Here is a 15483-nt window from a genome sequence, read left to right as displayed (position 1 = left end):
TAAAAGGAACATAGGGGGGAGATGAGTGTGAATCCGTTTCAAACGATGCGAGCTAGATATTTTTTAATTGTATTTGCACTATTAACTTTAGTTGCAAGAGCCAGTAATGAATTGATAGAAAATACATTTCATATGCAAAATTCTACTTTTATAAATATTCTTATATTCTATATCCTTCCGATTACGTGGATTTATTATGAGTATAGAAAACACCGTGTTTCCTTTTCATTATTTATTAATAAAAATGAAACATTTAACCTGGTGCAAGTTTTATACATTGCACTTATGTTAGGCGTGTTTAGTTACGGATATCTTATTTTGTACATGTATAGCTTTGCATGGATTACACCGGAATTTATTATGAACGCGTTACGTGAACCGATTATAGATAGCACAGGGGGATTTGTATATCAGTTTATTATGGTCGTATTCATCGCACCAATTATTGGTGAGTTTGTTTTTCGGGGATTTTTGCTGCAACGCTTTGCAGCAAAATGGGGAACGAGTATAGCGATCATTGTAGTAGCGATGTTGTTTGCGTTGTTACATGTTGATTTCCTAGGTGCAGTAGTATTTAGCGTTGTACTATCAATCGTATATATTCGTACGAATAGTTTACTTATGCCAATTGCGATTCACATGTTAAACAATGCGTTTGTAATCGGTGCATCTTTTTTAATAAATAAAGAAGAGATAATGAGTTTTGCAGATTTCTCAAATTATACGACGTTCTTTCCAGGACTTATTATTTTTATAACGGGATTAAACTTAGTACTCATCTTTTTATTTGTTAACCGCAAATATTGGAGTAAAGAAATGCCAGCTATATATGTAGAGCAGGAAAAGAGTTTTTCAGACGTAGTGGAGGGTAAGTAAGATGAAGAAAACGTTTGAAAAAATATTGAAAGAAATTATAGAGTCTACTTCTCTTACAGATATGTGTGATAAAAGCGTTTGTCATTGGATGCAACCTGTAGTAGATACGATTGTGTTTCCAGAGTATTATTTATTTTCTAGTACTTATTTAAAAGAAAATATTATTTCTCTTCTTATTGTGTTAGGGGTTTTATTAATATTTGGTCTAATTGTAGAAGAAATGATGAAGCGCATCTTCAGAAGAAATGAAGAGAAGTATATGTGGATCCATAAAGTATTCGAGAAAGTAATAGTGGCTTTCCTTTTGTTTTATAGTATGAAAATAATCATTTACTTTATAGCTTTGAAACATCATTAATTCGAAATTTGAAAGGGATGTATAAAATTATATGAATGAAACAATATCATCAAATAAGTTTTTTTATTTGATTGTGCTTAGCATAGTGTTGATAACGACAGTCAATGTTATTCTTCGCTGGGAGGAAGCTTATTTCTTTATGTATTTAGCACTCCATTTGTTAGGAATATTATGTATAAGCGGCGGAATAGTTGCTGAAAAAAAGAGTGAAGAAAGCGTTAATTATATGTGTGTGACCGGTCTTATTTTACTTTTAGCAGTGCAAGGTATTATGAAATATAGTTCTTTTTCTTTACAAGATTTTAGTTTATTAGTGGATGTACTTCCATAAGGGGACGCGTTATGTTATCTAAGAAGCAAATAGGATACGTACTAGTTTTAATTGGATTTTTTACGCTTATTGTAACGACGTTATTTTTTCAAGACTATGAATATATACGCTATGTAAAAGGCGCTGGTTTAGTATGTTGGGTTGTAAGTACGTTTCTTATCCCAGAGTATGAACCGAAGAAAGTGTCTAAAGGTAGGTAAAACTCTTCTTTTTGTAGAAGAGTTTTTTTATATAAATAGAAGGTTCTCGAGCAATTCGCGTAATAAGCTTGTTCTAATTTAGCGTGTACGAACTTACAATAATAATAGACAGGCAGCATAGAGGAGGGAATAGCGTGAGGAAGGTTATTGGGTGGTCGCTTTTTTTGTACGTTGGGTTTGCGTTGCTTATATATTGGTATTTATTTGGATGGAATCATGAACTGATTCCGGACATGTATAAAGGAACGAGTGCAGATCCAGAAACGTTTATGAATGCAAGAGAGCTTACGCTAAGCCAAGATTATTCGCGCGTGAAAAACTTACTGTATTTTTTAGCGACGCCTCTTGAATGGATTATTTTATTATTTGTACTTGTGCTCGGTGTTTCAAGGAAGTTCGAGAAATGGTCGAAGGAAACGACGAAAATAAGTGTCCTGCAAGTAGCGATTTATTTCTTTTATTTATCGCTACTCACAACAGTTCTTGCCCTGCCGATGCAATGGATTAGCCGAAAAGTGTCCGTTGATTACGGCATTTCAACGCAAAGTACACAAAGCTGGATAAAAGATCACGTTATTGGTTTTTGGGAGAGTTATGCGACTATGCTAATCGTAGTTACCGTTCTTCTGTGGCTCATCCGTAAATTTCCGAAGAGATGGTGGCTAGCAGGCTGGGCGCTCTCTGTTCCATTTACAATCTTTTTAACATTTATACAGCCTGTCGTTATTGATCCACTTTATAACGACTTTTCGACGCTAAAAAATAAAGAATTAGAAACGAAAATCTTAGCGATAGCAGACAAAGCTAATATTCCTGCTAAACACGTGTATGAAGTAAATATGTCAGAGAAAACGAATGCGTTAAATGCATATGTAACAGGAATTGGTCCTAACGCCCGTATTGTAATGTGGGATACAACGCTTAAGCAATTAAAAGATAAAGAGATTTTATTTATAATGGCTCATGAAATGGGGCATTATGTTATGAAACATATATATTGGGGCGTTGCGAGTTATGTATTGCTATCGTTTATAGGTATGTATCTCATTAGCCGTATTATAAATATGTGTATTCGAAAATGGGGGGATACGCTGCAACTTTCAAAAGTAGCATGTTTCTCAATTTTACCTTTATTTTTCTTAATTTCTTCTGTGCTCTCTTTTGCATCACAGCCAGCAACAAACTATGTTTCTCGTATAGAAGAACGAGCGGCAGATCAATATGCTTTAGATATGACGAAAGATGGGGCATCTGGCGTAAAAACGTTTCAATATTTATCAAAAACGAGTTTAAGCCAAGTAAATCCGCCTGCATTAGTGAAGTTTTTCTTATACACACATCCACCAATTTTCGAAAGAATTCATACGTTTGAACAATATGAGAAACAAAGCAAAAAGAAGTAGCGATTATGCTACTTCTTTTTTAGAGATATAAGTTTTATATTGGGAATATTTATCATTGCTTTTTATTGAGATTTTGTGAATAATAAGCTATAAAATTCTAAAAATCCATATATAAAGGAATAAAGGTGAAAAAATGTATTTTTTAAAAAATTTAAAAGTGAAATATAAATTATTATCACTTATTTCATTAGCAGTATTGAGCATGGTAATTATGAGCTGCGTAGCAATTAATTCTATTAATAAGATTAAGCATGATACAGAGGTTGTAGTAGATGATTATCAACATTCTGTAGTTTTATTAGAAGGAATGCTTCGTACACAAAATTCACTAGAGTATAACTTACTAGAATTAATTACAGCGTCACCAAATGAGGGGACAAATAAAGAGGGGATTATTGGTAATATTGAAAAGGATCTTGAAAAATATGATTCTTTATTGAAAGAATATGATGATGGCTTCAATTTAAGTAAGCAAGAGGATGAGCTGTTTCAGAAGATGAAGGAATCTTTGCCAAGTTATATGGAGACATATAAGAAGTTGTTTGATAAAGCGAAGGTAACAAATGAATCTCAAATGGTAAACGAATTTCATAAGGAATTAAAACCGAAGGGAGTAGAGTTAGCTAGTTATGCTGTAGATCTAGAAGCGTATGTTTCAAATTTAGCTGACCAAGTATTTAAAGATTCTCAAAAAATGATAGATCGGTCCGTTATTACTTTTATCATTCTTGTAGTAGTTACTACAGTCATTATATGTATAGTAAGTTATATTATTAGCAAGCTTATAGTTGCACCTTTACAAACGGTTAGTCGTATGATGGAAAGAGCAAAAGAAGGAGATTTAACTGTACATGGTGAGTATAATGCTAAGGATGAATTAGGTGTATTAGTAAGTGATTTTAACGAAATGATTGCAGGGCTAAGAACAAATATGCAAGAAGTAGAGAATAATATTCAGCTTTTATTCCAACATGCAGACGGAGTAGTATCTGCATCGGAAGTATCTAGTGGTGCAGCGAAGAAAATCACTATAGATATTGAAGAAGTTGCAAATGGCGCAGAGGGCCAAATGCAGGCAATGGAGCAAACTGCGGGTGCGATGGAAGAGTTGACACAAGGAATGCAGAGTATAGTGAATACATCATCCTCTGTAAATGAATTGTCTGCTCAATCAGCATTAGATGCAGAGAGTGGTAACAAATTAATGAAACAAATGATTCAACAGATGGATACAATCCAAAATTCAGTACATAACGGTGTGAAACAAGTAGAGACTATGAAAGAACAATCAGAAGAAATTGTTAAAATCATTGATGTTATGCAAGGCATTACCTCTCAAATTAACTTATTAGCATTAAACGCCGCAATTGAGGCTGCACGTGCTGGGGAAAGTGGTAGAGGATTTGCAATTGTGGCAGATGAAGTAAGAAAATTAGCAGAACAATCTAGTGATTCTGCAAAACAAATTGAGAAGCTTATTACTCAAGTTATGGGAACAACGAACCATACGGTACATATGATGGGGAAAGTAGATAATGAGGTACAGGCAGGTACACAAGTAGTAATGCATACAGAAAAAGTATTTGGAAAAATTACAGAAAAAGTACAGCAAGTATCTGAGCAAATTCAAACGGTATCTATGTCTACAGATGAAATTGCAGCGAGTAGTGAAGAGATTTCGGCTTCTGCAGAAGACATGGCTCAAATATCCCAAAGATCATCTGACCGCACTGATAGGGTAAAAGAGTCTATTCAACAGCAAGAAAAATCTGTTCAAGAGATCTCGGTTTCAATTGAACATATGCATAATGCAGCAGGGGGATTAAAACAAATAGTTGCCCAATTTACTCTTCAAAAGTAGTAGTATATTTAAGTTTCAATATAGAAAAATTCCCATAAAAAAATCATCCTATATAACAAAGGATGATTTTTTTATGGGAATTTTGTGCAGCTATCACTTAATATATTATGTTTTTTATAATTTTCCGATTTTAATATATAATAATACGTAATGTTTTGGAGATTTTTCATTTGTAAAAGATAGTTTATAGGAGGAGAGAAAGGGTGTTCAATAAAAAATCAATACCGGCTATAAAATGATCCTTTCGATGTCTATTTTCGGATCAATTGGATTTTTTTCTACTCAAACAGGTTTACCGTCTTTTGAATTAGTATTCGTTCGTTGCATTTGTGCAACTATATTTTTAGCATTGTGTTGGCTCGTAACAGGACAGTATAAAAGTGAGAAATGGAATAAAAAAGAAGTAATGCAAATATTAGCATGCGACGTATTTCTCGTTTTTAACTGGGTATTTTTATTTAAAGCGTTTGAAGTTATGTCGATTACAATTGCGATTTCAGTGTACCATCTTGCACCCATTATCGTATTAATGATTGGTAGTATTGTATTTAAAGAGAGACTTACAGTATTCGCGGTTATGTCCATTGTCATTTGTTTTATCGGTACCGTTTTAGTAGCTGGAGTAGACGGTAGTATGTCGTTAGAGAAATTAATGTCATCTGGAATGGTATGGGCACTTCTTGCAGCGTTATTTTATGCTTTTACCACTTTATTAGGAAAAGGAATTCAGCATACGAGCGCATATGCGATGACATTTTTACAAACGTTTTTAGGTATATTTTTATTGCTACCATTCGTAGATTTTGGCAAGTTTCAAGGGTTAACAGAGATGAACTGGATGATGATTACAGCAACAGGACTTATACATACGGGATTTGTATACTACTTATTTTTTGACAGTTTAAGAGGTTTATCGACGAGATTAATTTCTGTATTAGTGTTTTTAGATCCTGCGGTTGCAATATTATTAGATACAGTATTTACCGGATTTAGACCGACTAGTATGCAAGTAGTAGGGATTGTTCTTATATTTGTAGGAATGGCATTTACTTTTCGCAAGGGAACAGAGAAGGATTTATCGATGAAGGAAAGTGCTACTTTGTAATTTGAATAAAATGATATTGAAAAGACGCATATATATACTATTTGCTTCTTTTTGTGTCAATAAAGTGAAATTTAAAAATGTAAAGGAGTTCACAAAGAGATTGTAGAATTTTTAATATATAGTACCTTAGATGTGAAAGCTTCCTTTTTGAAATAAGAAAGAAGGAGGTATAAAGCAGAGAGGTAGTCGAAATGGTTCTTCTAGAAGATTTGCATTTTATCTTACATTCACCAACAAATTAATACTCCTGAAATAATGAAGTTCATTTTATTTGAAAATACTTCATATGTAGTATGGATAACTTCGTATTATCTATTATTTTTCTATTTAACATAAAATAGAAATAGGGAGAGAGGACAATGAAGAAAAAATATTGGGTGTAATGATGATTGCGACAATGGTAGGCGGTATATTTGCAGGGACGAATGTGGCCCCTGTAAAAGCGGAAGAATATCCGGAAATGATCGTATTTGATGATGTTCCATACGGATTTTGGGCATAGGATGCCATTTTAGATTTAGCTTATAATAAAATTATAGTTGAATACGGAAATGGAAAGTATGGTGTTGGAGACCTTACAACACGTGAGCAAGTGGCAGCTTTAATTTATCGTGTATTTGATATAGAAGAACAAGAGGAATATGAAAACCCATATGGGGATATCGATGAAAACTCAACAAACTTGATTGAAGAGATATTAGCTTTAACGGAACTAGAAATTTTTATGGGAGACGAGCATGGAAACTTTTGACTGAAAGCAACGTTAACTCGTGCGGAAATGGCGCGAGTGCTTACAAATGCTTTTGATTTACAGGCGAAGGGATCTCATACGCTTAATGATGTTTCAGCAAATTCATGGGCAAAGAATGCAATTAGTGCAATACAAACAAATGGTATTACAGCGGGAATCGGAGATAATAAATTCGGCCCATCCATGAAAATAAAAAGAGAGAAATACGCACAGTTTTTATACAAAGCAATTTTGCATGATATGGAACAAGGACAGCAATAAGGTTTAACTAGTAAAGTAATATTTGAAAAATAATACAAAAAGGTCATTGTTGTATAACAGTGGCCTTTTTGTATGGGATAAAGCGCGAAAGAAAGGTATTTTGAAAAAAAACGAAATGAATTTTCAAAAAAAACTTCCTTTTCTGAAGATTTGTTATATAATATAAAACATAAAATCAAATCTGTTATAAAACAGTTTAAGAAGGGGATGCTAATATGTCGACGCAAACTTCACGGGTTACACTGCCGGGAGAATTGTTACCAGCGTACAACGAAATATTGACACCTGAGGCGCTTAGTTTTTTAAAGGAACTACATGAAAATTTCAATGAGCGCCGCATAGAACTTTTACAAAAGCGTGCGGAGAAACAAAAGAGAATTGATGCAGGAGAGTTTCCGAAGTTTTTAGAAGAAACAAAGCACATACGTGAAGCGGATTGGACAATTGCCAAATTGCCAAAAGATTTAGAGGATCGCCGCGTAGAGATTACTGGACCGGTAGATAGAAAGATGGTTATTAATGCTTTAAATTCAGGAGCACATCTTTTTATGGCGGATTTTGAAGATTCGAATTCACCAACTTGGGAGAATGCAATTGAAGGACAAATAAACTTACGAGATGCTGTGAAGGGAACGATTTCACATAAAAATGAAAACGGAAAAGAGTATCGTTTAAATAGTAAAACAGCAGTATTAATTGTGCGTCCAAGAGGATGGCATTTAGAAGAAAAACATATGCAAGTTGATGGGAAGAATATGTCTGGTAGCTTAGTAGATTTCGGACTTTATTTTTTCCATAATGCGAGAGCTCTTTTAGCAAAAGGAAGCGGTCCATACTTTTACTTACCGAAAATGGAAAGTCATTTAGAAGCAAGGTTATGGAATGATGTTTTCGTATTTGCTCAAAAATATATCGGTATTCCAAACGGAACAATCAAAGCAACGGTACTACTGGAAACGATTCACGCTTCGTTTGAAATGGATGAAATTTTGTATGAACTTAAAGATCATTCTGCTGGGTTAAATTGCGGAAGGTGGGATTATATTTTCAGCTTTCTAAAGAGTTTCCGTAATCATAATAAATTTTTACTTCCAGATAGAGCGCAAGTCACGATGACGGCGCCGTTTATGCGCGCATATTCTTTGAAAGTTATTCAAACGTGTCACCGCCGTAATGCACCAGCTATTGGAGGAATGGCAGCGCAAATTCCGATTAAAAACAATCTAGAAGCAAATGAAGCAGCTTTTGAAAAAGTGCGTGCAGATAAGGAGCGCGAAGCTTTAGACGGCCATGACGGGACTTGGGTTGCCCACCCGGGACTTGTACCAGTCGCGATGGAAGTATTTAATCACATTATGAAAACACCGAATCAAATTTTTAGAAAACGTGAAGAAATACATGTTACAGAAAAGGATTTATTAGAAGTACCAGTGGGAACGATTACAGAAGAGGGACTTCGCCTAAATATTAGCGTAGGCATTCAATATATCGCATCTTGGTTAAGCGGACGGGGAGCAGCACCAATTTATAACTTAATGGAAGATGCGGCAACAGCGGAAATTTCTAGAGCACAAGTATGGCAATGGATTCGCCATGAAGGTGGAAAGCTAAACGACGGTCGTAATATTACGCTTGAACTGATGGAAGAGCTAAAAGAAGAAGAGCTAGCAAAAATAGAAAGAGAGATTGGTAAAGAAGCCTTTAAGAAAGGGAGATTCCAAGAGGCGACAACGTTGTTTACAAATCTCGTTCGGAATGATGAATTCGTACCATTTTTAACATTACCAGGTTATGAAATTTTATAAAAATTGAAAAGGGGATGGAACAAATGAAAAACGAAAGAATCGAGAAATTACAAGAGAGCTGGGAATTAGATACGCGTTGGAAAGGGATCACACGTCCATATTCGGCAGAAGATGTAATTCGCCTGCGCGGATCGATTGATATTGAACATACATTAGCGCGCCGCGGTGCTGAAAAGCTTTGGTCATCGCTTCATACGGAAGATTACATTAACGCACTTGGGGCATTAACAGGGAACCAAGCGATGCAGCAAGTAAAAGCTGGACTAAAAGCAATTTATTTAAGTGGGTGGCAAGTAGCAGCAGATGCGAACCTTTCTGGACATATGTATCCAGACCAAAGTTTATATCCAGCGAACAGCGTACCTGCTGTAGTAAAACGAATTAATCAAACATTGCAACGTGCGGACCAAATTCAGCATATGGAAGGAAGCGATGATACAGATTATTTCGTACCGATTGTAGCAGATGCAGAAGCAGGATTTGGCGGACAATTAAACGTATTTGAACTGATGAAAGGTATGATTGAAGCAGGTGCATCAGGTGTGCACTTTGAAGATCAATTATCATCAGAGAAAAAATGCGGCCATTTAGGAGGAAAAGTATTACTGCCGACGCAAACAGCGGTACGTAATTTAATTTCGGCACGCCTTGCGGCAGATGTAATGGGAGTGCCGACCATTATTGTTGCAAGAACAGATGCGGATGCAGCAGATTTAATTACGAGCGATATTGATCCGGTTGATAAAGCATTTGTTACAGGAGAAAGAACTCCGGAAGGATTTTACCGTACGAAAGCAGGTCTTGATCAAGCGATTGCACGTGGTTTAGCATACGCTCCTTATGCAGATCTCGTTTGGTGTGAAACATCTGAACCGAATTTAGAAGATGCAAAACGATTTGCAGACGCAATTCATAAAGAGCATCCAGGGAAATTACTTGCATATAACTGTTCACCTTCATTCAACTGGAAACAAAAACTAGATGAGAAAACAATTGCGAGCTTCCAAAAAGAAATCGCATCTTACGGTTATAAGTTCCAGTTCGTAACACTAGCTGGATTCCACTCATTAAACTATGGCATGTTTGAATTAGCACGTGGCTATAAAGAGCGCGGCATGGCAGCGTACTCTGAACTACAACAAGCAGAATTCGCAGCTGAAAAACACGGCTACTCCGCAACACGTCATCAACGGGAAGTAGGAACAGGTTACTTTGATGAAGTAGCGCAAGTTATTACAGGCGGTACATCATCAACGACAGCGCTAAAAGGATCTACGGAAGAAGCACAGTTTACGAAATAAACGGAAGGGGCACCTCCTTGAAGGGTGCCCCTTATTATTTTCTAAACGATTCGAGAGTAAATTAAAATATATCGACGATTATTTCGATATATCAACGATTCGACAAAGGATATCGACTTACCGACAAAATAAGACAATATGATTAAATCCACTCAGCTCTATGCTCACGAATAAACGCCATATCTTTTTCATAATGCTCTAAATGTCCCTCATCAATCATTCTTTGGAAATTCACATCGCCTTCTTGCGCTTTTCGTTTCATATATGTACATAAAGCCTCTAATCGTAGTAACACCATTCCTAAGTAATCTTCATCCATACTTTTACCGTAGGACTGGACAAATAATTTCACTCTTTCTTTCATATGGCCAGCATGTTGCGATGAGTCATAATGAACTGCCTCACCCGATTCTGTATAATACGTTCTACTTAAAGGCACACAAGTATACAGCGTATAAGCGATATCCCAAATTCTTGGACCAGGAGCAGCGACATCGAAATCAATAATGCCTACTGGTTGTTCTTGATTAAAAATAATGTTATATATAGCAAAATCATTGTGGCATACAACCTCCATGTTATTTGGAGTATGATCCATCGGTTTCCATTCATTTAATAACGGAAAATCACTTACCGCATCATGATAAAGGCGGAGCATCTTTGCTATGTCTTTTAAAACAGCATTAGACCGCATATATTCTTTTAACGGATAATTCCCAGCTTCTCCTTCAATAAAGGATAAAATTTCTCTATCTTTTTCATCTACACCTAAAAACTTTGGAGCATAATGAAACCCTTTGTTTTCTAAGTGTTGTAATAATGTATGAATGTTTGCACTACCTGGCTTTAATTCTCGCAGAACAGTATTTTCAGAACGATACACATTTGATACATTTCCCCCTGTAAGCTTTTCTTCGTTGGCGTAGTTTGACATATAATCCCCTCCAATATAATTATATTGTAACACTTCAGAATAAGGGATGTAATCGTATTCAAATGGTATGTGTGTTCATTTTAAAGTGAAATCCGCACATACTAAAATCAATTATTTACGAATGTATAATCAATTTAATTTGTCAGTTATTTTCAAAAAAGATTGTACATTTTATTTTAATGTGCTATGATAGTCCCAGTTGAATAGTTAAATTAAGCAATCCATATGTTATCAAGTGCTGAAAACGAACGAGAAAAAGTATGTGAGAACTAGTTTATGTTTCGTATTTGATAATGTGTGGATTCTTTTTTTAGACAGGAAGACTAAAAACTTAAAAATTTGTATTTTCTTAGGAGGAAATAATCATGGCAGTAACAGGACAAGTAAAATGGTTTAACAACGAAAAAGGCTTCGGTTTCATCGAAGTTCCAGGCGAAAACGATGTATTCGTACATTTCTCTGCAATCGAAACTGAAGGTTTCAAATCTTTAGAAGAAGGTCAAAAAGTTAGCTTCGAAATCGAAGAAGGTAACCGTGGACCTCAAGCTAAAAACGTAATCAAACTATAATTTTATAGTTTATTATGGAAAAAAGGGATGGCTGCTGCCATCCCTTTTTTGTTGTAATATACGATGGAAAAGTATACAAAACGAAGAAGAGTAAAAGGCCTTCCGAAATGGAAGGCCTTTTACTCTTCTGTTCCAATCTTTTTCTTTTCGCGTTTCTTACATTCAGGGCATTTCGATTTTCGGAAAGGCTTTGCGAAGAATAGTAGAATGAAAAATAGTCCGAATATAATGCTGGATGAGTTTTTCACGATCACAATGCTACTATTTTTCATTTGAATCGTTGGTTGCACTTCTTTTTCTTCCATAGTAGACCTCCATATATTGGATTTATTTTTTAATTATAGCAAAGTTAATTGTCGTAATGATGCGAAATGAGGAAGTGGTTGTAAATATTTATAGATAGTATAAATACATTTTGTATCGGTTTTTTATCGATAAATCACTATATTGTTATTTTATAATTTAAAAGATATTTGATAAATGATAAAGTATTGTAAAAAAGCGGAATCTGTAAACCATTTCCTTTTCATAGATGCTAAAATTATATATGCAGCTGCTAATATAAATGGAAAAAAGGAGACAGTAGAATATGGAAAGTAAAGTAGAACGTTATGTCGAAAACTATGTGGTAAATAAAAATACAATGGCCTTACTTCCTGTTATTTTAAGTGAGAAGAAAATTGTTACACGAGTTGTTGAGAGGGAAGATTCCTTTTTCGTATTTCAAAAGCCTCTAGATATTATAGAAAGAAGTTGCCGCAAGCATGGTTCTAGTTTCTTAGGTAGAAAAGAAGGAACGAAAGAGTTAACTCATATTACGCATAAAGCACCGATTGCGATTAGTCCGACAGATCAACTTTATTTTTTCCCCACTTATTCATACTCTAGAAAAGAGTGCGCTTGGTTGTCTCATTTTTATATTGAAAGTAATAAAGAATCAAAGGACGGAAATATTATTGTTAGATTTATAAATGGCTTTGCTGTGAAATTAGAAATATCAAAAAGTAGTTTTGAAAATCAACTAAATCGTACGGCAAAATTGCGTACTGAATATGAAGATCGTAGGAAAAAACAAGGAAACCCTTGTTTTAAAGAGATAGATCAAAGGGATGAATCAACATTAAGGCCAGCTTATGAGAAAGTGTATTTTGTTAGAGAAGAGGATGTATGAGAGGAAAAGGATGGGGTGACTCATCCTTTTTTTGATTTTATCCCGCTTTAATGGGCAGTAAGACCCCCACCTCCAAATTCAGCGAAAGCAAAGAAGTTAGGTGGGGGATGAAGAAAACCCCCACTGATTAAAGTATCACTTTATTATATATATCGTCACGCTGTAAGTTTCATAAACGAAACAAGAAAAATTTGGAAAGTTTTGTTCTTTAGTAGTTTGGAATGGTGTAAAATTACATTAACAGTGTAATTTTACTTCATACATTTATTGCACTGTTAATATACATCATTTTACATTAGTGGCATACATAATATTGCTTACCTTATTGTATAAAAAGGAGATGGTATGTTGAAAAGGACTATGTTATTTTGGGCGCAATATATTCTTGTTTTGCCTATACTATTGCTTACCTTTATGTTTACTGGTTTGTTGGTAGTCAGTTAATGATAGGGGCTGACAAACAATATTTTATTTTTACGCCTAAAAATGCAACAGAATATAGTCAAATTAGTGAAATTGATAAATTCCTATTTTCTTTTTCAATTCAACCAGCTGTCACCATAGTATTTCTACTATCGATCGTGTATGTACTGACACTTTTTGTTTTTCAAATTATGGAATGCAAGAAGCAAAGAAAGATATTACACAGCTTGCAATATATGATTCTTATCCCAATTTTTCTTTACGTGTGGTTAGGAACGATGAAGTTTTCCGCAGTTGATTTAACGTGGATAGATAATTGGAAAGATTATCTTATATTCACTCCTGCAACTATAACGAATGAGCAAGGTATATATATGATTGATAAGTTTCTATACAAATTTCGAATGTTACCTATTCGGAGTACATTAATAATACTATCTTTTATATACATGTTGATCCTAATTGTGATTGACAGTGTACGTTTGTTAAAAAATATAAGGGATAACCAATAGAAAAGGATCATTGTTTGAAGGTAAATGATCCGCTGCTACTTATTTTTGTATAGGTAGAAATAACCTTACATGCAGTAGGATTATTCTTATGAAAAAGACTAATTATTACTTTCTCTATTTTCTTCTTTTTTATAATAGTCATTGAGTGATAATCTGGACACATTGTCTAAATTGACTTCATATCCTGTCGAATATTGATAGATTATCATAGCATAATAATGAAGGAATTCTAATGAAAGATATGGAAACTTAATAATTACATCTCCATATGTCGTATCTACCATTTCCTCTTTCATATAAGCAATGATACAGTAGGGGTAGTACTTAGAGTAAAGGGGTAAAGTGTAGAATGGATTTTCAGACAATCAAAGAGTATTTTTCACCAGAAAATATGGATCATATTGTTGAAAGTTATAAAGCGTTCGGACCACTTCTTGGTATTGGTTTACCGATGATAGAAGCGTTGATTCCGGCATTGCCACTCATCGTATTTGTACTGGCGAATGCTGTTGCATTTGGATTTTGGCTCGGTTTTCTTTATTCCTGGCTTGGATCAGTAATGGGTGCCTTGCTTGTCTTTTTCATAATCCGCCATTTTGGCCGCAGCCGTTTCTTTTCTTTTGTAAATAAGCATGAGAGAGTACGAAAGGCAATGGGATGGATTGAAAGGAAAGGATTCGCACCAATTTTCGTCATCTTTTGTTTTCCGTTTACACCGTCTGCGCTTATAAATGTTGTCGCTGGTTTATCTCGCATTAGTGTAAAACAGTTTGGCCTTGCACTCGCGTTCGGAAAACTTGTGATGATTTTTATTTTAACGTATATCGGTCATGATTTAATGTCATTTATTCATAATCCGGTGAAATCAGTCATTGTAGTGATTGGTATTTTTATTTTATGGTATGTCGGCAAGAAAATCGAAGTAAAGTTAGAACTACATTAAGAATAGTCTTCTTTGTAAAGGAAAGCTTCATTATTAAAGGATAAGGGGAGAAGCGGATGAAGAAAACTTTGAAAAAAGAAGGCATAGAGTGGATACGAACAATTTTAATTGGTGTATTATTAGCTGTATTTTTTCGAACGTTTTTCTTTTCAACGTACGTTGTAGAGGGGAAGTCAATGATGCCGACATTGCAAGATGGCAATATGCTCGTTGTAAATAAGGTGAGTTATCAAGTAGGGGACTTGAACAGGTTTGATGTTGTTGTGTTTCATGCGAATAAAAAAGAGGACTATGTAAAACGAATTATCGGTTTACCTGGGGATCAAATTGAATATAAGCATGATAAACTATATATAAACGGACAATTCTTGGATGAACCTTATTTAGAGACGTATAAGAAAGAGATAAATGGACGACAACTAACAGGTGATTTTAAACTAGAAGAGTTAACGAAAGAAAAGTCGGTACCACCTGGATATATTTTTGTAGTAGGCGATAACCGCCTCGGAAGCTGGGATAGTAGACACTTTGGATTTGTAAAAGCTGATACAGTTGTCGGTAAAGTTGATTTACGATATTGGCCAATTAAAGAGGTGCAAACGAATTTTTCAAAAGGTTGATATAATAGATAGAAGTATAGTAAAAGACAAACTACTCCGTTTGTCTTTTTTCGTGTCCT

At 34.8% G+C, this 15483-nt stretch carries 14 protein-coding genes and 4 pseudogenes; 16 read left to right on the top strand and 2 right to left on the bottom strand.

Annotated elements, in window-relative coordinates:
- Positions 1-27 precede the first annotated feature (27 nt).
- The 11 genes and pseudogenes from MR115_RS18430 to aceA all read left to right on the top strand — a co-directional run bounded on the left by MR115_RS18430 (position 28) and on the right by aceA (position 10252).
- Positions 28-876: a CPBP family intramembrane glutamic endopeptidase gene (locus tag MR115_RS18430; RefSeq protein ID WP_061676516.1), complete on the top strand. Its 849-nt coding sequence runs from the start codon at positions 28-30 to the stop codon at positions 874-876.
- 1 nt (position 877) lies between these two features.
- On the top strand, positions 878-1234 hold the full coding sequence (locus tag MR115_RS18425; RefSeq protein WP_242242240.1) for a hypothetical protein: 357 nt from the start codon (positions 878-880) through the stop codon (positions 1232-1234).
- A 31-nt stretch (positions 1235-1265) separates the two neighbouring features.
- Positions 1266-1565, top strand: coding sequence for a hypothetical protein (locus MR115_RS18420; RefSeq protein WP_061676514.1), 300 nt, complete (start codon positions 1266-1268; stop codon positions 1563-1565).
- A gap of 11 nt (positions 1566-1576) precedes the next feature.
- Positions 1577-1765 (top strand): hypothetical protein, encoded by a 189-nt coding sequence (locus MR115_RS18415; RefSeq protein ID WP_163095225.1) that lies wholly within the window; start codon positions 1577-1579, stop codon positions 1763-1765.
- 134 nt (positions 1766-1899) lie between these two features.
- Positions 1900-3168, top strand: coding sequence for a M48 family metallopeptidase (locus tag MR115_RS18410; RefSeq protein WP_242242239.1), 1269 nt, complete (start codon positions 1900-1902; stop codon positions 3166-3168).
- A gap of 133 nt (positions 3169-3301) precedes the next feature.
- Positions 3302-4081, top strand: a pseudogene (locus tag MR115_RS30325) (MCP four helix bundle domain-containing protein); the annotation flags it as partial.
- Positions 4076-5029, top strand: a complete 954-nt coding sequence (locus MR115_RS30320) for a methyl-accepting chemotaxis protein (RefSeq protein WP_412678003.1) — start codon at positions 4076-4078, stop codon at positions 5027-5029. The pseudogene MR115_RS30325 and the gene MR115_RS30320, both read left to right, overlap by 6 nt.
- Before the next feature lie 203 nt (positions 5030-5232).
- Positions 5233-6134 (top strand): annotated as a pseudogene (locus MR115_RS18400) (DMT family transporter).
- Between the two features lie 382 nt (positions 6135-6516).
- Positions 6517-7146: pseudogene (locus MR115_RS18395) on the top strand (S-layer homology domain-containing protein).
- A 215-nt stretch (positions 7147-7361) separates the two neighbouring features.
- A complete protein-coding gene (gene aceB, locus MR115_RS18390; protein ID WP_242242237.1) occupies positions 7362-8951 on the top strand; it encodes a malate synthase A in 1590 nt (529 codons plus the stop codon).
- Between the two features lie 23 nt (positions 8952-8974).
- Positions 8975-10252: an isocitrate lyase gene (gene aceA / locus MR115_RS18385; RefSeq protein ID WP_242242236.1), complete on the top strand. Its 1278-nt coding sequence runs from the start codon at positions 8975-8977 to the stop codon at positions 10250-10252.
- Between the two features lie 142 nt (positions 10253-10394).
- On the opposite strand, the gene MR115_RS18380 is transcribed toward aceA, so the two are convergent.
- Positions 10395-11186: a phosphotransferase gene (locus MR115_RS18380; protein ID WP_242242235.1), complete on the bottom strand. Its 792-nt coding sequence runs from the start codon at positions 11184-11186 to the stop codon at positions 10395-10397.
- A gap of 365 nt (positions 11187-11551) precedes the next feature.
- On the opposite strand from MR115_RS18380, the gene cspA reads away from it, so the two are divergent.
- The gene (cspA, locus tag MR115_RS18375; RefSeq protein ID WP_000301522.1) at positions 11552-11755 is read left to right on the top strand and encodes an RNA chaperone/antiterminator CspA; all 204 of its coding nucleotides are present in this window, start codon (positions 11552-11554) and stop codon (positions 11753-11755) included.
- 119 nt (positions 11756-11874) lie between these two features.
- On the opposite strand, the gene MR115_RS18370 is transcribed toward cspA, so the two are convergent.
- Complete coding sequence (locus MR115_RS18370) at positions 11875-12060, bottom strand: hypothetical protein (RefSeq protein WP_242242234.1); 186 nt, start codon at positions 12058-12060, stop codon at positions 11875-11877.
- Between the two features lie 284 nt (positions 12061-12344).
- On the opposite strand from MR115_RS18370, the gene MR115_RS18365 reads away from it, so the two are divergent.
- The 4 genes and pseudogenes from MR115_RS18365 to lepB all read left to right on the top strand — a co-directional run bounded on the left by MR115_RS18365 (position 12345) and on the right by lepB (position 15424).
- A complete protein-coding gene (locus MR115_RS18365; RefSeq protein WP_242242233.1) occupies positions 12345-12926 on the top strand; it encodes a competence protein ComK in 582 nt (193 codons plus the stop codon).
- A 345-nt stretch (positions 12927-13271) separates the two neighbouring features.
- Positions 13272-13861: pseudogene (locus tag MR115_RS18360) on the top strand (DUF4306 domain-containing protein).
- Between the two features lie 349 nt (positions 13862-14210).
- Complete coding sequence (locus MR115_RS18355; RefSeq protein ID WP_242242232.1) at positions 14211-14804, top strand: TVP38/TMEM64 family protein; 594 nt, start codon at positions 14211-14213, stop codon at positions 14802-14804.
- A gap of 56 nt (positions 14805-14860) precedes the next feature.
- Positions 14861-15424 carry a signal peptidase I gene (gene lepB, locus MR115_RS18350; RefSeq protein ID WP_097816569.1) on the top strand — a complete coding sequence of 188 codons (564 nt, stop codon included), beginning with the start codon at positions 14861-14863 and terminating at the stop codon, positions 15422-15424.
- The last annotated feature ends 59 nt before the right edge of the window (positions 15425-15483 follow it).

Origin of the sequence: Bacillus cereus group sp. BfR-BA-01309, from assembly GCF_022664315.1 — a bacterium.
GTDB classification, from domain to species: domain Bacteria; phylum Bacillota; class Bacilli; order Bacillales; family Bacillaceae_G; genus Bacillus_A; species Bacillus_A mobilis.
The sequence above is the reverse complement of the archived record's forward strand: the minus strand, read 5'-3'. Positions and strand labels throughout refer to the sequence as shown.